Source organism: Bradyrhizobium sp. UFLA05-125 (assembly GCF_059803515.1).
The window spans coordinates 178,837-196,337 of the sequence record NZ_JBANBJ010000001.1 but is presented as its reverse complement, the minus strand read 5'-3'; the positions used below and the strand labels follow the sequence as shown (position 1 = coordinate 196,337).

13 protein-coding genes are annotated in these 17,501 nt (G+C 64.2%); 10 read left to right on the top strand and 3 right to left on the bottom strand.

All coding sequences use genetic code 11. The annotated features are described in order from the left end of the window. Position 1: 1 nt before the first annotated feature. From SO156_RS00925 to SO156_RS00915, 3 genes are all read left to right on the top strand, one after another. A complete protein-coding gene (locus SO156_RS00925) occupies positions 2 to 841 on the top strand; it encodes a phosphatase PAP2 family protein (RefSeq protein ID WP_498533530.1) in 840 nt (279 codons plus the stop codon). 63 nt (positions 842 to 904) lie between these two features. Continuing rightward, complete coding sequence (locus SO156_RS00920) at positions 905 to 1,636, top strand: glycosyltransferase family 2 protein (protein WP_498533529.1); 732 nt, start codon at positions 905 to 907, stop codon at positions 1,634 to 1,636. After that, positions 1,633 to 1,971: a lipid-A-disaccharide synthase N-terminal domain-containing protein gene (locus SO156_RS00915; RefSeq protein ID WP_027527070.1), complete on the top strand. Its 339-nt coding sequence runs from the start codon at positions 1,633 to 1,635 to the stop codon at positions 1,969 to 1,971. Before SO156_RS00920 ends, SO156_RS00915 begins: the two co-directional genes overlap by 4 nt. Positions 1,972 to 2,243: 272 nt before the next feature. Here the strand turns inward: SO156_RS00915 and metC are convergent, their stop codons facing one another. Next, the gene (metC, locus tag SO156_RS00910) at positions 2,244 to 3,437 is read right to left on the bottom strand and encodes a cystathionine beta-lyase (RefSeq protein WP_498533528.1); all 1,194 of its coding nucleotides are present in this window, start codon (positions 3,435 to 3,437) and stop codon (positions 2,244 to 2,246) included. 384 nt (positions 3,438 to 3,821) lie between these two features. Here metC and SO156_RS00905 point away from each other — a divergent pair, with 384 nt between their 5' ends. Genes SO156_RS00905 through SO156_RS00890 form a run of 4 tightly spaced genes read left to right on the top strand, consistent with a single transcriptional unit; the run spans position 3,822 to position 8,337 of the window. Beyond that, a complete protein-coding gene (locus SO156_RS00905; RefSeq protein WP_458147912.1) occupies positions 3,822 to 4,838 on the top strand; it encodes an amino acid ABC transporter substrate-binding protein in 1,017 nt (338 codons plus the stop codon). A 24-nt stretch (positions 4,839 to 4,862) separates the two neighbouring features. Next, on the top strand, positions 4,863 to 6,068 hold the full coding sequence (locus SO156_RS00900; protein WP_498533527.1) for an amino acid ABC transporter permease: 1,206 nt from the start codon (positions 4,863 to 4,865) through the stop codon (positions 6,066 to 6,068). Next, positions 6,065 to 7,585, top strand: coding sequence for an amino acid ABC transporter permease (locus tag SO156_RS00895; RefSeq protein ID WP_498533526.1), 1,521 nt, complete (start codon positions 6,065 to 6,067; stop codon positions 7,583 to 7,585). Before SO156_RS00900 ends, SO156_RS00895 begins: the two co-directional genes overlap by 4 nt. A gap of 11 nt (positions 7,586 to 7,596) precedes the next feature. After that, positions 7,597 to 8,337, top strand: coding sequence for an amino acid ABC transporter ATP-binding protein (locus SO156_RS00890; protein WP_458147909.1), 741 nt, complete (start codon positions 7,597 to 7,599; stop codon positions 8,335 to 8,337). A gap of 189 nt (positions 8,338 to 8,526) precedes the next feature. On the opposite strand, the gene SO156_RS00885 is transcribed toward SO156_RS00890, so the two are convergent. Then, positions 8,527 to 9,561 (bottom strand): cysteine synthase A, encoded by a 1,035-nt coding sequence (locus tag SO156_RS00885; protein WP_498533525.1) that lies wholly within the window; start codon positions 9,559 to 9,561, stop codon positions 8,527 to 8,529. An 84-nt stretch (positions 9,562 to 9,645) separates the two neighbouring features. Beyond that, positions 9,646 to 10,875: a class I SAM-dependent methyltransferase gene (locus tag SO156_RS00880; protein WP_498533524.1), complete on the bottom strand. Its 1,230-nt coding sequence runs from the start codon at positions 10,873 to 10,875 to the stop codon at positions 9,646 to 9,648. Positions 10,876 to 11,431: 556 nt separating this feature from the next. On the opposite strand from SO156_RS00880, the gene SO156_RS00875 reads away from it, so the two are divergent. The 3 genes from SO156_RS00875 to SO156_RS00865 are packed head-to-tail and all read left to right on the top strand — an operon-like array spanning position 11,432 to position 17,501. Next, positions 11,432 to 12,892: an efflux transporter outer membrane subunit gene (locus SO156_RS00875; RefSeq protein WP_498533827.1), complete on the top strand. Its 1,461-nt coding sequence runs from the start codon at positions 11,432 to 11,434 to the stop codon at positions 12,890 to 12,892. Beyond that, complete coding sequence (locus tag SO156_RS00870; protein ID WP_498533523.1) at positions 12,882 to 14,327, top strand: efflux RND transporter periplasmic adaptor subunit; 1,446 nt, start codon at positions 12,882 to 12,884, stop codon at positions 14,325 to 14,327. The genes SO156_RS00875 and SO156_RS00870 overlap by 11 nt, the downstream gene beginning before the upstream one ends. A 27-nt stretch (positions 14,328 to 14,354) precedes the next feature. Continuing rightward, positions 14,355 to 17,501 carry an efflux RND transporter permease subunit gene (locus SO156_RS00865; RefSeq protein ID WP_458147905.1) on the top strand — a complete coding sequence of 1,049 codons (3,147 nt, stop codon included), beginning with the start codon at positions 14,355 to 14,357 and terminating at the stop codon, positions 17,499 to 17,501.

Sequence of the window (17,501 nt, the reverse complement as noted above, 5' to 3'; positions counted from 1 at the left end):
GATGCCCGCCGACGTTGCACATCGATCGAACTACGGCGCGCAATTGCTGACGGTTTCAGGCCGTGCGCTGACACAACTCGTCCGCGCTCCCTCGCATTCGCGGCGCGCGGAGGCGGCGAGCCGGCTGGCGCGGCATTCACTCTGGCTGAGTGCGGCCGGCGCGGCCCTCATCATCGCACTGATGGTCGCGTTCGACATGAGCGAGATCCAGATGATGCCCGTGCGCGGCACGCCTGGCCTGTGGCCGATCAAGATCCTCACCGATTTCGGCAAGGACGAGTATGTGCTGACGGCGCTCGCCGCCGCGCTCGTGACCGTGGCACTGATTGCGGCAGGCCGGCACGGGACCTCGCGTACGCTGCTGCTCGGCTTCGGCACGCGGCTGCAATTCATCTTCTTTTCCGTGCTGTTCTCAGTGCTGATCGGCGAGGTCCTGAAATACATCATTGGCCGCGGCCGGCCCTTCGTCGGCGGCAAGGCCAACGCGTTCAATTTCATTCCCTTCAGTGGAACGGAAGCCCATGCCAGCCTGCCTTCGGGCCATGCGGTGACCGCGTTCGCATTGGCCTTTGCAGTCAGCGCAGTATGGCCACGCCTGCGCGTGTTCATGTTCACTTATGCCATCCTGATCCTGCTGACGCGGCTGGTGCTGCTCGCCCATCATCCGAGCGACGTCGTGGCCGGCGCCCTGATCGGCATCATCGGCACCATGGCGGTGCGCTACTGGTTCGCGGCGCGCCGGCTCGGCTTCGCCATCGGCAGCGACGGGGTGATCGTGGCGCTTCCGGGGCCGGCGTTCGGCCGCCTTAAAGGGGTTGCCCGCGGGGCATCCGCCCCATAAAAGCGGCTGCCTGCCGACCGGACCGGTTCCCGCCGCAGGCCAATTCCAACCACGAGCATCGATTTGTCGTTCCAGCCCTCGATTTCCATCGTCGTCCCCGTGCGCAATGAGGCGGACAATATCGCGCCTCTGATCGAGGAGATCGGCGCTGCGCTCGATGGCCGCTGGGCCTATGAGATCGTCTATGTCAATGATGGCTCGACGGATACGACCGGCGAGCGGCTGTCGGCTATCATGAAGCAGCGGGGCAATCTCCGTCAGCTCCGCCATGCGAGGTCAACCGGGCAGTCAGCGGCCGTGCGCAGCGGCGTTCGGGCGGCGCGCGGCGCGATCGTGGCGACGCTCGACGGCGACGGCCAGAACAATCCGGCCTTCCTGCCGGACCTGATCGCGGCAGTCGAGAAAAGCGAGCGCATCGGCCTCGTCGCCGGCCAGCGCGTCGGGCGCAAGGACACCGGCTTCAAGAAGTTGCAGTCGCGCATCGCCAACGGCGTGCGCGGCGCGATCCTGAAGGACGGCACGCGAGACACCGGATGTGGCCTGAAGGCCTTTCGCCGCGAGGTGTTTCTGATGCTGCCCTATTTCGACGGGCTGCATCGTTTCCTGCCAGCGCTGGTCCGCCGCGAGGGTTTCGAGATCGCCTATGTCGACGTGATCGACCGGCCCCGCCGCGCCGGCGTGTCGAACTACGGTTTCTTCGACCGGCTATGGATCGGGATCATGGATCTCGCCGGCGTGTGGTGGCTGATCCGCCGTAAGAAGCCGACACCAGATGTGACCGAGGTCAAGGCATGATCATCCAATACGGCCAGGCGCTGAGCAACTATCTCTACGACGTCTTCGTCGCCAAGTTCGACTTCTGGCTCGCGTTCGGCCTGGTCGCGCAGCTGTTCTTCACGGCGCGCTTTCTCGTGCAATGGATCGCAAGCGAACGTGCCGGAAATAGCGTGGTGCCGATGGCCTTCTGGTTCTGCTCAATGGGCGGCGGGTTGATGACGCTGGTCTATGGCGTCGTGAAGCGAGAGCCGGTCATCATCCTCGGACAGGCGCTGGCAACGATCATCTACATCCGCAACATCATGCTGATCGTCAAAAATCGCGGCCGTGCCTCGAAGACGCTGGATCGTTGATCCGGGTTCGGACCGGGCCTTCGTGGCCCGCCCGCAAAAATGTCGAAAACAACCCCATGCAAAGTAGCCGGTGACGGCAGTGGATGCTTTGCTGATTTTGCGAATTCGCTTGACGCGTCGGGCAAATCACTGGCTCTGAGTGCCAGCTACTGGCGCGGTAGCATCGAGGCCGTGCCGCATGTGGGCAGGGCGGCGGGACCGGCTAACGAGTAGATGCTGCGCAAGTCGCGCAGCATGGCGCGTTTGTTAGGCGGGATGCCCAATCTCGCTGCTCAAATTGCCGCGTTGAAGGCAGCAAAGCCGCGATCGAGATCGGCCTTGAGGTCCTCGACGCTCTCGAGCCCGATGTGCAGACGCAGCGTTGGACCGCCCGGGGCCCACTTCGTTGCCGTGCGATAAGTGTCGCAGTCGAAGGGGATGGCAAGGCTCTCGAAGCCGCCCCAGGAATAGCCCATGCCGAACAGCGTGAGGCTATCGAGCATGACATCGACCGCCTTCTGCGGCGCGGGCTTCAAGACGATGCTGAACAGGCCCGAGGCGCCGGTGAAGTCGCGCTTCCAGATTGCATGGCCAGGATCGGTCTCGAGCGCGGGATGGAGCACGCGGGCAACCTCTGGCCGCGTGGCGAGCCAGCGCGCCATCTCGAGCCCTGAGCGATAGTGCTGCGCCAGCCGCACCGACAGCGTGCGCATGCCGCGGAGCGCGAGGAAGACGTCGTCGGGCCCGGCGCAGACACCCAGCAGGCGGATGGCTTCGGTCACCAGCGGCCACGCCGTGGCATTCGCAGAGATCGTGCCGAACATGATGTCGGAATGGCCGCCGATATATTTGGTCGCAGCCTGCATGCTGATGTCGACGCCCTGGTCGAGCGAGCGATGATAGAGCGGCGTCGCCCAGGTGTTGTCGTCGATCACGAGCGCGTCGCGCGCATGCGCGACTGCGGCGATCGCGCGAATGTCCGGCATCTCGAAGGACTGCGAGCCGGGCGCTTCCACCAGTACAGCGCGCGTATTGGGCTTGAACAGGGCTTCGATGCCTGCGCCGATCAGCGGATCGAAATAGGTGGTCTCGATGCCGTAGCGTGCGAGCAGGCCGTTGCAGAAATTGCGCGAGGGCCGATACACGTTGTCGCAGACGAGCAGGTGATCGCCCGCCTTCAGCACCGCGAGCAGGGTGGTGGTGATCGCAGCCAGGCCCGACGGCGCGATGCCGACGCCAGCGCAGTTCGATCCCTCCAGCGCCATGAGCGTCTCCTGGAGCGCCTTGGTGGTGGGGGTGCCGTGGCGGCCATACTGGAACTCGCCGCGATGGGCGTGCAGGTCCTCGGCCGTAGGGTAGAGCACGGTCGAACCGTGCACGACCGGCGGATTGACAAAACCCTTCTGCGCCTTGGTGTCGCGGCCGGAGGTCACCAGCCCGGTGTCGGGATGTTGCGGGAAGGGCTTTGCGCCCGCAGAGGAATCCATGCGTGTGCTTTCAAAACTGGGATTGTCGGCGCGGAAAGTCCCCGCACGGGACAGCGGATCGACCGCAACTGGTAATAACAGATCACAGAAGAGTCCCGTCAACCCCTTGACCCGGCTCGCCAGTCGTTCTGTGATGCGCAGGTGCTATTCTGTCGCCGCATGTTGAGGGGCTTGCCGCGACCTTAGATCCGCCGCCCGAGGGACCATGCCTGACAGCCTGGCGTCCAACGGTTTTTGGCAGGGGATCAACGGGGTTGGCCCACAGCTTGCACGATGTTCAGCGAAAGACGTTCAGCAAAAAGATGTTCGACGAACGTTCACATACGCCATTAGAGACGAACACACGTCGCCCCCAAACACGACGCCCTTGAAAGGCTTCAACCCATGAAACGCGTAACTCTGGCTCTCACCCTTGCCCTCGCCGCCGGCCTGTCCGCCCCGGCCGCCCATGCCCAAACGCTCAAGACCATCAAGGACAGGGGCATGCTGTCCTGTGGCGTCAGCCAGGGCCTGCCGGGCTTTTCGTCGCCGGACGACAAGGGCAACTGGACCGGGATCGACGTCGATGTCTGCCGCGCGATCGCGGCGGCGGTGTTAAACGATCCGACCAAGATCAAGTTCGTGCCGCTGTCGGCCAAGGACCGCTTCACCGCGCTGCAGTCCGGCGAAATCGACGTGCTGTCGCGCAACACCACCTGGACTGTCTCGCGCGACACCTCGCTCGGCGCCAACTTCACGGGCGTGACCTACTATGACGGCCAAGGCTTCATGGTGAAGAAAGCGCTCAAGGTCAATTCGGCATTGGAACTGAACAATGCCTCCGTTTGCGTCCAGACGGGCACCACCACCGAGCTGAACCTCGCCGACTACTTCAAAGCCAACAACATGAAGTATGAGGTGATTGCGTTCGGCACCATCGACGAAGCGATCAAGGCCTACGAGTCCGGACGCTGCGACGTCTTCACCGATGACTCGTCTGGGCTCTATGCCAGTCGTTTGAAGCTCACGAACCCCGCCGATCACATCGTGCTGAACGAGATCATCTCGAAGGAGCCGCTTGGCCCGATGGTGCGCCACGGCGACGATCAATGGTTCGACATCGTGAAGTGGACGCTGTTTGCGATGATCACGGCTGAAGAGCTTGGGGTCACCCAGAAGAACGTGGACGAGATGCTGAAATCGGACAAGCCAGAGATGAAGCGGGTGCTCGGCACCGATGGCAATCTCGGCGAACAGCTCGGCCTGACCAAGGACTGGGTCGTCCGGATCGTGAAGGCGGTCGGCAATTATGGAGAAGCATTCGACCGCAACGTCGGCGCCGGCTCGCCGCTCGGTATCAGCCGCGGTATCAACAATCTCTGGACCAAGGGCGGTCTGCAGTATGCGCCACCGATCCGCTGATCGGCAAACCTGCAGGCTGCGGCGATGGGCATCGAGGCCCGGAAACCACCACCGCAAATCGCGCTGAAGCTCAAGCGGGCTCTCGGTGGCAAGACAGGCTGGAGCGGCATGGCCATCCAGCTTGTCTTCGGCGCGGTCCTCGCATGGATCGCCTACGAGATCGTTTCCAATGCTCGTACCAACCTGGAAACCCAGCACATCGCCGCGGGCTTCGGCTTCCTGCAGAACAGCGCGAGCTTCGATGTCAATCAGACCCTGATCTCCTATTCGGGCTCGGACACCTACTTCCGTGTGTTCCTGGTTGGCCTGTTGAACACGCTCCTGGTTTCGGTGGTCGGCATCTTCTTCGCCACTGTGATCGGGTTTGTCGTGGCACTCTGCCGGTTGTCGCCCAACTGGCTGGTGTCGCGAATCGGCGGTCTCTATGTTGAGGCCATCCGCAACCTGCCGCTCCTGTTCCAGATCCTGTTCTGGTATCTCGCAGTGCTCGCGGCGTTGCCCGCGCCGCGGCAAAGCGTCTCGATCTTCGGCGCCTTTTTCCTCAACAATCGCGGCCTGATCGTGCCCTCGCCGGTGGGGCAGCCCGGCTTGGTCCCGTTTCTGGTCATGCTCGGCCTCGGCATCCTCGCATCCCTGACGCTGAGGAGGGTTGCGCGGCGGGCGTTGTTCCAGCGCGGGCAGGTGATCCGTATCTGGCCCTATGTGCTGGCCTTCATCATTGGGTTGCCGCTCGTCACGATGCTGGTGTTCGGTCTGCCCTTTACCTTCGAGCTGCCGCAGCTCAAGGGCTTCAACTTCGCCGGCGGCGCGCGGATCATTCCGGAGTTCGTCGCCCTGACAGTGGGGCTTTCGACCTATACGGCGTCCTTCATCGCCGAGATCGTCCGCGCCGGCATTCTGTCGGTCCATAAGGGGCAGATGGAGGCGGGCTCCTCGCTTGGCTTGAGCCGGGGCGCGACGTTGCGGCTGATCGTGGTGCCGCAGGCGATGCGTGTCATCGTGCCGCCCTTGACCAATCAGTATCTCAACCTCACCAAGAACTCCTCGCTTGCGGTGGCCATCGGTTATCCCGATCTGGTCTCGGTGTTTGCCGGCACGGCGTTGAGCCAGACCGGACAGGCGATCGAGATCATCGCCATGACGATGGGCGTCTATCTCCTGACCTCGCTCGTCACCAGCTTCATCATGAGCATCTACGGCTGGCGCATCAACCGGAGCCTGGGGGCATGAGCGACATCACCGCGTCTTCCTTTGTCCGGCAGGACCTGGTGCCCGAGCGCGCCGCACCGGTGAAGACCTCGGGCTTCATCGGTTTCGTACGCACGCGCCTTTTGAACTCGCCGACCAACGTCCTGCTCACGATCCTCGGCCTGCTGCTGCTCTGGTATATCGTCATTCCCGCGCTCCAATTCCTGCTGGTCAATGCGGTCTGGAGCGGCAAGGATCGCGCCGCATGCCTCGCCGAGAATGCCGGGCATCCAGTCGGCGCCTGCTGGCCCTTCATCCAGGCAAAGCTCACGCAGCTTATCTACGGTTTTTATCCGGAAGCTGAGCGCTGGCGGGTCAACCTGACCTTCGTGCTCGGAGCGGTGCTGCTCTTGCCGCTGCTCATTCCGCGCCTGCCGGCAAAAGGCCTGAACTCAGGCCTGTTCTTCTTCGCCTTTCCCGTGGTCGCGTTCTTCCTGCTGCATGGCGGCGGCATCGCCGGCTTTGGCGTAAGCTGGGCCGCTGGCCTTTTGCAGCTTTTCGACGACAGCATCAGCGGAGCCGGGCAGTTGCTGGTCAATCTCAGCAAGACGTCGGCGATTGGTCCTCTGCTATGGGCGATCGGCAATGTCATCGTGCTCGTCGGCACCCTGATCTCCTGGCTGATCTTTCCGCTGACCTGGCTGCGGGAGCAGTTCCAGGCCTCGGGCCAGGCGGTCTGGGTTGATTTCCTCGTCACGACCGCAATCGTCTCGGCGATCCTGTTCGTCCTCGGCGGCGGTTTTCAGACCGGCCGGCGTGCGCTGATCTCGAGTCTTGCCACTTTTGCCGGCATAGCGGTGGTCATCAAACTGATGGGCCTCGATCACAGTGGCTTGCCGATTGTCGACACGCGGCTGTGGGGCGGCCTCCTGGTGACGCTGGTCATCGCCATTACCGGCATCGTGGCCTCGCTGCCAATCGGCATTGCGCTCGCACTCGGCCGGCGCTCGACCATTCCCCTGATCCGAATCTTTTCGATCGCCTACATCGAGTTCTGGCGCGGCGTGCCGCTGATCACGGTGCTGTTCTTCGCGACCTACATGCTGCCTTTGTTCCTGCCGGGCAACTTCACGGTCGACGGCCTGGTGCGGGCGCTGATCGGCGTGGCGTTGTTCACCGGCGCCTATCAGGCCGAAAACCTGCGCGGTGGGCTCGCCGCGGTTCCGCGCGGGCAGGGGGAGGCGGCTTCCGCACTGGGACTGTCCTGGTGGAAGACGACCTCCTTGATCGTGCTGCCGCAGGCACTGCGCCACGTCATTCCCGCCATCGTCAACAGCTTCATCTCGCTGTTCAAGGACACCTCGCTGGTCTCGATCGTCGCGCTGTTCGATCTGTTAGGCTCGCTCAGGGCATCGTTCGCCGACCCAGTCTGGACGACGCCAACGACCGCCTTCACCGGCTTTGCCTTTACTGGCATCATCTATTTCCTCTTCTGCTTTGGAATGTCGCGTTACTCGCTCTTCGTCGAAAACCGGCTCAACGCGCATCGCCGCAACTGAACAAGGTCACCATGTCCACCAGCCCGATCGTCAAGATTTCCGGCCTCAACAAATGGTACGGCGACTTTCACGTCCTGCGCGACATCGATCTCGAGGTCGAGAAGGGCGAGCGCATCGTGATCTGCGGTCCTTCAGGCTCGGGCAAGTCGACGCTGATCCGCTGCATCAATGCACTGGAAGAGTTTCAGGAGGGCGAGATCGTCGTCGACGGCATCGAGCTCGGGCCGAACCTGAAACATATCGACGCGGTGCGCCGCGAGGTCGGCATGGTGTTCCAGAGCTTCAATCTGTTCCCACACCTCACGGTGCTCGACAATTGCACGCTGGCGCCGATCTGGGTCCGCAACATCCCGAAGAAGGATGCCGAGGCGGCCGCGATGAAATACCTGGAGCGGGTCAAGATCCCGCACCAGGCCAACAAGTTTCCGGGCCAGATGTCGGGCGGCCAGCAGCAGCGCGTCGCGATCGCGCGGGCGCTGACCATGAACCCAAAGGTGATGCTGTTCGACGAACCCACCTCGGCGCTCGACCCCGAAATGGTCAAGGAAGTCCTCGACACCATGGTCGACCTCGCCAAGGAGGGCATGACCATGCTGGTTGTCACGCACGAAATGGGCTTTGCGAAGGAGGTCGCCAACCGCGTTGTGTTCATGGACGCCGGTCAGATCATCGAATCCAACACGCCGCAGGAATTCTTCGCCCACCCGCAGCACGCGCGTTCGCAGCTGTTCCTGAGCCAGATCCTGCGGTGATCGGCCAGTGAAATCGTAGGGTGGGCAAAGGCGCGTAGCGCCGTGCCCACCATCTATGCAGGACTGCGATAGAAGAGGCGGGCACGCTTCCGCCTTCGCTCTTCGAGCTACGGCGGACAAGTCGCTTTGCCCACCCTACGCAGCTGGCCGGGCGGTGAGGGCGGCGGCAGTTACGCCGCCGATCGCGCCTCACACGAACGGCGGCTTGATGTTGCTGCGCTTCTCCAGCCAGGCCGGCACCGGCAGATTCTTGGCGCGCATGAAGTCCGAATTGAACAGCTTCGACTGGTAGCGGCTTCCGGAATCGGCCAGCACCGTGACGATGGTCTTGCCGGGCCCGAGCCTCTTCGCAAGATGGATGGCACCGGCGATGTTGATGCCCGTCGAGCCGCCGAGGCACAGGCCCTCGTGCTCGAGCAGATCGTAGATCAGGTTGACCGCTTCCTCGTCGGGGATGAGGAAGGCATCATCGACCTTCGCGGTCTCGACGATCGCGGTGGCGCGGTTGAGCCCGATACCCTCGGTGATCGAGCCGCCGGGCGTCGCCTTGGGATCGCCGGTCCGGAAATACTCGTACATCCCCGCGCCATGCGGATCGGCGCAGGCGATGGCGACATTCTTGTTCTTCTCCTTCAGATAGCGGCTGACGCCGGCGAGCGTGCCGCCGCTGCCGACCGAGCAGGCGAAGCCGTCGATCCTGCCGCCGGTCTGCTCCCAGATTTCGGGGCCAGTGGATTCGTAATGCGCCTTGGCATTGTCGAGGTTGTTCCACTGGTCGGCGAACAGGACGCCATTGGGCTCGCTCTTGCGCAGCTCATCGGCGAGGCGGCGGCCGACATGCTGGTAGTTGTTGGGATTGGCATAAGGCAGCGCTGGCACCTCGACGAGCTCGGCGCCGCACAGCTTCAGGAAGTCCTTCTTCTCCTGGCTCTGGGTCTCCGGAATCACGATCAGCGTGCGGTAGCCGCGCGCGCTCGCTACGACCGCAAGGCCAATGCCGGTATTGCCCGCAGTTGCCTCGACCACGAGGCCGCCTGGCTTCAGCTCGCCGCGTTTCTCCGCCTCCAGGATCATCCATTTGCCGGCGCGGTCTTTCACCGACTGGCCGGGATTCATGAATTCGGCCTTGCCGAGAATGGTGCAGCCGGTCTGTTCGGACGCGCGCTTGAGCTTGATGAGGGGGGTGTTGCCGATGGCTTCGACAACGTCGTTTTTTATGGTCATGTCAGGCAATTACCGGCTGGTTCTGTGAGATCGTCTAGACCCTAAAGTAGGGTCTCCGGCCACACAAGGCGAGGGCACAAGGTCTTAATGCTGCTTTGCGAAGACGACCTGCCGGACGTCGATATTTCCAGAGAGGAAACCGGCCTCGCAATAGGACAGATAGTACTCCCAGAGCCGCCGGAACCGATCGTCGAAGCCGAGCGGCACGAGGTTTGGCCAGGCGCTGCGGAAGTTATTTCGCCAGGTGGCAAGCGTCTTGGCATAATCTTGCCCAAAGATGCGCTCCCGGATGACGGGTACACCAAACGTCTCGCCCAGCGACTTGAGCACCGCGGGCGAGGGCAGCATGCCGCCGGGAAAAACGTAGCGCTGGATGAAGTCGACCTCGCGCCGATAGGTCTGAAACAGCCCGTCCTGGATGGTGATGGCCTGGATGCCGGCAAGGCCGCCCGGCAACAGGCGATCGCGCAGCTGCGCGAAATATTTCGGCCAAAACTGCTCGCCGACGGCCTCGATCATCTCGATCGAGACGATGCGGTCATACCGGTCGCGCTCATCACGGTAGTCCTGAAGGCGGATCTCGACCTTCTCGGCGAGACCGGCATCCTGGATGCGCCTCTGCGCAAAGTCGCGCTGCTCGGTCGAGATCGTCAAACCCACAACATGCGCGCCAAAGGTTTTGGCCGCGTATTCGGCAAATCCGCCCCAGCCGCAGCCGATCTCGAGCAGCTTCTGTCCCGGCTTGAGATCGATGGCTTCGGCGAGCCGGCGATACTTGTTGGTCTGGGCTGCCGTGAGATCGGTGGTGTTCTCCTCGAACAGCGCCGAGGAGTAGGTCATGCTCGGATCGAGCCAGGCCGAATAGAAGGCGTTGCCGATGTCGTAATGAGCATGGATGTTGCGCCGCGCCTGGCGCCTGGTGTTGCGGTTGAACCAGTGCCGGAGCACCTGAGCGAAGCGCATTAGCGGCTTGTCGCGGAGCATGGCCTGGATCAGGTCGTGGTTGACGCAGAAGAGATAGAGGAACTGAGTGAGATCGGGCGTGTCCCAATCGCCTGCGAGATAGGCTTCCGCAATCCCGATATCGCCGGCATTGATGAGGCGGGGCGCAAAATCGTAATTGTGCAGCCGCATCACCGCATTCGGTCCCGGCTCGAGGCCACCGAGCCGGATGACGCGGCCGTCAGGCAGGATCACGTCGAGCGTGCCACGCCTCAGACGTGAGCCGAAGGCGAGCGCGAGGCGAACCAGACGCGGCAGGTCGGCGAGGACCGTCTCGACATTGTCGGGGGTGACCGGGATCGCGTTCGGCATCGGAATCACCTGAACTGGCACAATCCGACCGCTCAGGCAGCCGCGCCGATCCCGGTTTTCGCTGGACCCGAGAGCGCCCCCGCAGGCAGTCAGCCATGGACAGTATAAGCGCGCGTTTCGGCGGCCGCCAAGCTTCTGCGATGCCCCTGTCGCTTGATGTCGGAAAAGCTGCCGTGCGCTGCGGCGCAGGTTTCGGTGGAGGGCATCCCTTCTGTGGCCGTCCCGATCCCGCTGTGGCGACAATATCACATGAAATGTTGGTAAGCTTGCCGCCTGCCGCGGAGCACGCCGAAATGCGAGAAAGCCCTATAGAAATAGGCAAAGCCTGCGTGTTTGGCGACTTCGTGAAGTCCCCTTTGCGGGGCGCGCTTCGCAGTTGCGGGACTGTCCGCCCCGGTCACGCCCGGCTAGTATGCGGAACAGTTCCAGGAAAGCATCACGCTGTGAATGAAACGGAGACCATTTCCCGACTGACCGGCCGCGAATCGGTTAATCCGGCCGCGCGGTGGCAGTTGCGTCTGCCCGGCAGGGGGTGGATGTGACCCGAAGATTCCCGATGGTCGGCGTCCGGCGACCGCACGGTCCTGCACCCCGGCTGCTGGGTGCAGCGGGCAGGGTGGTGGCGCTTGGCCTGGCACTGAGCTCCGCCGGCTGTGTGCTGACGCAGGACTTGCCGGATCCGGCGCTCGACGTGCCCAGTCAATATAAATACGCCGGTAAGCCCGATGCGCCGCCGCCGCTCGACTGGTGGCGCGGCTTCCGCTCGGCGGAGCTAACGCAATTGATGGAGGAGGCGCAGACCGTCAACCTGGACATCGCCGCCGCCGTCGCGCGCATCTTCGAGGCCGACGCCCAGGCGCGGCAGGCCGGCGCAGCCCTGCTGCCGAGCTTGTCCGGCGCGGGTTCGGAGACCTATTCACGCACCTCCGGCTCCTCGTCCTCCGGACTCACCAATGGCGGCCGCGAGGTCGTCAACTATTCGGCCTCGATGAGCGCGAGCTACCAGCTCGATTTCTGGGGCCAGAATCGGGACGCATTGCAGTCCGCCGAAGAGACCGCCCACGCCAATCGCTTCGATCGCGACGTCGTGGCGTTGACCACGCTGACCAGCGTCGCCAACGCCTATTTCCAGGTACTGGCCTCGCAGGATCGCTTGCGCACCGCGCAAAACAACATCGCCAGTGCCCAGCGGATACTCGATGCCATCAAGGAGCGGCGAAAGGCGGGCACCGGCACGGACCTCGACGTCGCGCAGCAGGAGAGCGTGGTGGCGAACCAGAAGGCGCTGGTGCCGCCGCTCCGCCAGACACTCGACCAGAACATCAACGCACTGGCCGTGTTGGTGTCACGCCCGCGGGAGAGCGTGCGGATCGCGGGCGGCTCGATGAACCAGATCGCAATCCCGCACGTCACGCCGGGGCTGCCGTCCGAACTCTTGACGCAGCGGCCCGATATTCGCCGACAGGAAGCGCAGCTTGCGTCTGCCACCGCCAATATCGGCAATGCCCGCGCGCAGTTCTTTCCGACCATCCAGCTCACCGGGAATGGCGGCTATCAGAGCTCGGCGCTGGTGTCCCTGTTCCAGCCGCACGCGGCCTTCTTCCAGCTCGTCGGCAGCGCGACGCAGCCGATCTTCGACGGCGGCAAGATTCTCGGCAATTTCGAAAACGCCAAGGCGCGGCAGGACGAGTTGCTCCAGACCTACCGCAAGACGATCATCCAGGCCTTCGCGGATGTCGATAACGCGCTGTATTCGATCAAGCAGACCACGATCAAGCTGCAGTTGCAGCGCGAGGTCGTCGCGGCATCACGCCGCGCGTTCGATCTCGCCGAACAGCAGTTGCGCGCCGGCACGGCCGATATCGTGACGGTGCTGAACGTCCAGCAGACACTATTTCAGGCGGAAGATGCGCTGTGGCAGGCGCAGCTTGCCCGCCTGCTCGCGATCGTCAGCCTGTACCAGGCATTGGGCGGCGGTTGGGAGCCGAGAATGGAGAAACCCGTCAATGCTCTTTAAGCCGGATACGAAGGAAGGCGCGAAGGACAAGGCGGGCAAGCGCACGTCCCGGCGCGGCCGCCGCTTTGTTTCCACGCTGATCACGCTCGTGATCCTCGGCGGGCTCGGCTATTTCGGCTGGACCGCGTGGCACCAGAAACCTGCGACTGACCGCAATGCGCGGCCCGACCTGCCCGTGCCCGTTCTGGCGGCGTCACCGCGCGTCCAGGACGTGCCGGTCTATCTCGACGGCGTCGGCGCGATCCGCGCGCTCAACACCGTCACCGTGCGTTCGCAGGTCGACGGCAAGTTGATCGCGGTGAATTTCATCGAAGGCCAGGATGTCAAGAAGGGCGACGTCCTCGCCGAGATCGATCCCGCGATCTACCAGGCGCAGTATGATCAGGCCGTGGCCAAGAAGGCCCAGGACCAGGCGCAGCTCGCCAACCAGCGCATTGACCTCACGCGCTACGAGCAGCTCGCCGCCTCCAACGCGGGCTCCAAGCAGCAGGCCGACACCCAGCGCGCGCTGGTCGCGCAGACCGAGGCGCTGGTCAAGGCCGACCAGGCCGCGATCGACAATGCGGCGGCAACGCTGAGCTACACCAAGATCGTGGCACCGCTCTCGGGCCGCGCGGGTCTACGCCAGGTCGACCAAGGCAACATCATCCATGCCTCCGACACCACGGGCCTCGTCGTCATCACGCAATTGCAGCCGATCGCAGTGTGGTTCAGCCTGCCGCAGCAGCAGATCATGCGCGTCAACGCTGCCGCGTCGAAGGGCACGTTGCAGGTCGACGTGTTCGGCAATGACGGTGTGACGGTGATCGACACCGGCAAGCTGACCGGTATCGACAACCAGGTCGATCCGACCACCGGCACGCTCAAGCTCAAGGCGGAATTCCCCAACGCCAGCTATCAGCTCTGGCCGGGGCAGTTCGTCAATGTCCGCCTCAAGGTCGAAACGCTGCCGAAAGCGCTGGTGGTGCCGACATCGGCCGTGCAGCGCGGACCGATCGGAACCTTCAGCTATGTCATCGGCGAGGGCGATATCGTCTCGGCCAAGCCGGTAACGGTGACGCAGCAGAACGAGCATGACGCCGTGATCGCGAGCGGCCTGTCACCGAGCGATCGCGTGGTCACGACCGGCTTTGCCAATCTCTCCGACGGCTCCAAGGTGATCGTCGGCCGCGACGACCAGACGCCGTCTGCGGATCTTGCGCCGCGCAAGCGCACCCGCGCGCCGGATGCCCAGAAAGGCGGTCAAGCCAAGGATGGGCAGGCCAAGGATGGGCAAGCCAAGGATGGGCAAGCCAAGGACGCACAGGCGAAGGACGGACAAGGCAAGGATGGCGAGCGCCGCGCCAAGCGGCAAAGCGGTGAGGGCGACCAGAAAGGCCAGACCGGACCGGCACAGGGGGCAGATTCATCGGGCAGTGGAGCGAAGCAGCCATGACCCCGACCTCGACGGACTGATCGCGTCATGGGCGTCTCCGAACCCTTCATTCGCCGGCCGATCGCGACCTCGCTCCTCGGCATCGCGCTGCTGATCGGCGGCGCGCTCGGCTATTTTTCGCTTCCGGTCTCAGCGCTGCCGCAGGTCGACTTCCCGACGGTGCAGGTAACGACGCAGCTGCCCGGCGCGAGCCCCGACGTCATCGCCTCGCTCATTACCGCGCCGCTGGAGCGGCAGCTTGGCCAGATCCCGTCGTTGTCGGCGATGAACTCGACGAGCTCGTTCGGCGTCAGCCAGATTTCGCTGCAATTCGATCTCAACCGCGACATCGATGGTGCGACGCAGGACGTGCAGGCTGCGATCAACGCAGCCGCCGGCGTTCTGCCCAAGACGCTGCCTTACCCGCCGACCTACGCCAAGGTGAACCCGGCCGATGCGCCGGTGATGACGCTCGCACTGCGCTCCGACACGATCTCGCTGCGGGTGATGAGCGACATCGCGGATACGATCCTGGCGCAACGGCTGAGCCAGATCTCCGGCGTCGGCCGCGTCTCGGTGCTGGGCGGGCTGAAACCGGCTGTGCGCATCCAGGCCGACCTCGCGCGGCTGGCTGCCTATGGCATCGCCATGGAGGATCTGCGCAGCGCGATCTCCAATGCCAACGTCTCGGGGCCGAAGGGCTCGCTCGACGGCGCACAGCAGTCCTATCTGATTGCGGCCAACGACCAGATCGCCGCGGCCGATGCCTACCGGCCGATCATCGTGGCCTACCGCAACGGCTCGCCCGTCACCATCGGGGATATCGCGCAGATCGTCGACGGCCTGGAAAACGACCGGACCGGTGGCTGGTACCAGGGCACGCCGGCGGTGATCATCGACATCCAGCGCCAGCCCGGCGCCAACGTGATCGATGTGGTCAGCCAGATCCGGGCGGAGATTCCGAAGGTCCAGCGCGCGATCCCGGCCGGCGTGCACCTGACCGTGGTCTCGGACCGGACGGTCACCATCCGCGCCTCAGTCCATGACGTGCAGTTCACGCTGATCCTCGCCGTCGTGCTGGTGACGCTGGTCGTGCTGCTGTTCCTGCGCTCGCTGCGCGCGACCGTGATCGCGGGCGTCGCGCTGCCGCTGTCGTTGATCACGAGCTTCGGCATCATGTATTTCGCAGGCTTCAGCCTCGACAACCTGTCGCTGATGGCGCTGACGATCGGCACCGGCTTCGTGGTCGACGATGCCATCGTGATGATCGAGAACATCGTCCGCCACATGGAGAATGGCGAGAGCGCGATGCAGGCTTCGCTCCGGGGCGCGAGCGAGATCGGCTTCACCGTGATCTCGCTGACGGTATCGCTGATCGCCGTCTTCATCCCGCTTCTGTTCATGTCGGGCCTCGTGGGCCGGATGTTCCGCGAATTCGCGCTGACGCTGACGATCGCGGTCGTGACCTCGGCAGTGGTCTCGCTCACCCTGACGCCGATGATGTGCTCGCGCCTCCTCAAGCACGCGCACGAGGAGTTTGCGGTGCCGGGGCTCGCCGCCATCAGCCGGTTCATCGACTGGACGGTCGGCTTCTATCACCGCAGCCTGCTATGGGTGCTGGAGCATCAGCGCGCGACGCTGGTCGTGACCTTCGCCACGCTGATCGCGACCCTGGCTCTGTACGTGGTCGCGCCCAAGGGCTTTCTGCCGCTCCAGGATACGGCCTCGATCACGGCCGTAACGGAAGCCGGCCCCGACGTTTCCTTCGCCGAGATGCAGAAGCGGCAGACGGAAGCCGCCGATGCCATCAAGGCCGATCCCGACGTGGTCGGCGTCGTCTCGGTGATCGGAGCGGGCTCAGTCAACCCGACCACCAATGTCGGGCGCCTCGTCATGACGCTCAAGCCGCGCGGCGAGCGGCGCGACGACGTCAGCGTGGTCGTCGACAGGCTGAAGAACAGGGTCGCCGCGATCCCCGGCATGACCGTGTACTTCCAGCCCGTCCAGGACGTGCAGATCTCGACGCAGTCGAGCCGCTCGCAGTATCAGTACACGCTCACCGGCACCGACGCGGCATCCGTCTCGGAATGGTCGCGCAAGCTGGTCGCGGAGATGCGGCGCGATCCCTTGTTCCGCGACGTGTCCTCGGAGGCGCAGGAGGGTGGCTTGCGCGCCCAGCTCGACGTCGACCGGACCCGCGCCGGCCAGCTCGGCGTCAACCTGCAGGCCGTGACCGACACCCTGAACGATGCCTTCGCGCAGCGGCAGATTTCCACCATTTACGGTCAGGCCAACCAGTACCGCGTGGTGCTGGAGGCGCTGCCGATGTACCAGCGCGATCCGTCGATCCTGTCGAAGCTCTATCTGCCGGGCTCGGCCAGCAGCACCGTCGGCGCCCCTAACGCCCAAGTGCCGCTGTCGGCCGTGGCGACGCTCACGCGCACCACGGCGCCGCTCGCGATCTCGCACCAGGCACAATTCCCGGCGGTCTCGCTCAGCTTCAACCTGGCGCCGGGCGCCGCCCTCGGCGACGCGGTCGAGGCCGTGAAGGCGATCGAGACCCGCATCGGCATGCCCGGCAACATCGTCGGCGTCTACGCGGGCGATGCAGCCGAATTCGCCAAGGCGCTCGCCGGCCAACCCTGGCTGCTGCTCGCTGCCGTCATCACGATCTACATCGTGCTGGGCGTGCTCTATGAGAGTTACATCCACCCGATCACGATCCTGTCGACGCTGCCGTCCGCCGGCGTCGGCGCGATCCTCGCGCTGGTCTTGTGCGGGCAAGACCTCTCCGTCATCGGCCTGATCGGCATCATCCTCCTGATGGGCATCGTCAAGAAGAACGCCATCATGATGATCGACTTCGCGCTGGAAGCGGAGCGCGGGCAGGGAATGGCGCCGACGGAAGCGATCGTCCAGGCCTGCCTGTTGCGTTTCCGCCCGATCATGATGACGACGCTCGCGGCGCTGTTTGGCGCGCTTCCGCTTGCGATCGAGAGCGGCACCGGCTCCGAGCTGCGCTTTCCGCTCGGCATCTCCATCATCGGCGGCCTGCTACTCAGCCAGTTGCTGACGCTCTACACCACGCCGGTCATCTATCTCGCGCTCGACCGGATCAACCGCCGCCTCGAGCGCGCGCTGCCCCCGGTCGAGCCGGGAGGGCCGCCGGTTGCGGGCGCAACCGAGGGGATGTGA

Coding starts and splice junctions, on each gene's coding strand:
- SO156_RS00925 (WP_498533530.1), top strand. CDS start 2: ATGCCCGCCGACGTTGCACATCGATCGAACTACGGCGCGCAATTGCTG.
- SO156_RS00915 (WP_027527070.1), top strand. CDS start 1,633: ATGATCATCCAATACGGCCAGGCGCTGAGCAACTATCTCTACGACGTC.
- metC (WP_498533528.1), bottom strand. CDS start 3,437: ATGGATTCCTCTGCGGGCGCAAAGCCCTTCCCGCAACATCCCGACACC.
- SO156_RS00905 (WP_458147912.1), top strand. CDS start 3,822: ATGAAACGCGTAACTCTGGCTCTCACCCTTGCCCTCGCCGCCGGCCTG.
- SO156_RS00900 (WP_498533527.1), top strand. CDS start 4,863: ATGGGCATCGAGGCCCGGAAACCACCACCGCAAATCGCGCTGAAGCTC.
- SO156_RS00895 (WP_498533526.1), top strand. CDS start 6,065: ATGAGCGACATCACCGCGTCTTCCTTTGTCCGGCAGGACCTGGTGCCC.
- SO156_RS00890 (WP_458147909.1), top strand. CDS start 7,597: ATGTCCACCAGCCCGATCGTCAAGATTTCCGGCCTCAACAAATGGTAC.
- SO156_RS00885 (WP_498533525.1), bottom strand. CDS start 9,561: ATGACCATAAAAAACGACGTTGTCGAAGCCATCGGCAACACCCCCCTC.
- SO156_RS00880 (WP_498533524.1), bottom strand. CDS start 10,875: ATGCCGAACGCGATCCCGGTCACCCCCGACAATGTCGAGACGGTCCTC.
- SO156_RS00875 (WP_498533827.1), top strand. CDS start 11,432: ATGGTCGGCGTCCGGCGACCGCACGGTCCTGCACCCCGGCTGCTGGGT.
- SO156_RS00870 (WP_498533523.1), top strand. CDS start 12,882: ATGCTCTTTAAGCCGGATACGAAGGAAGGCGCGAAGGACAAGGCGGGC.
- SO156_RS00865 (WP_458147905.1), top strand. CDS start 14,355: ATGGGCGTCTCCGAACCCTTCATTCGCCGGCCGATCGCGACCTCGCTC.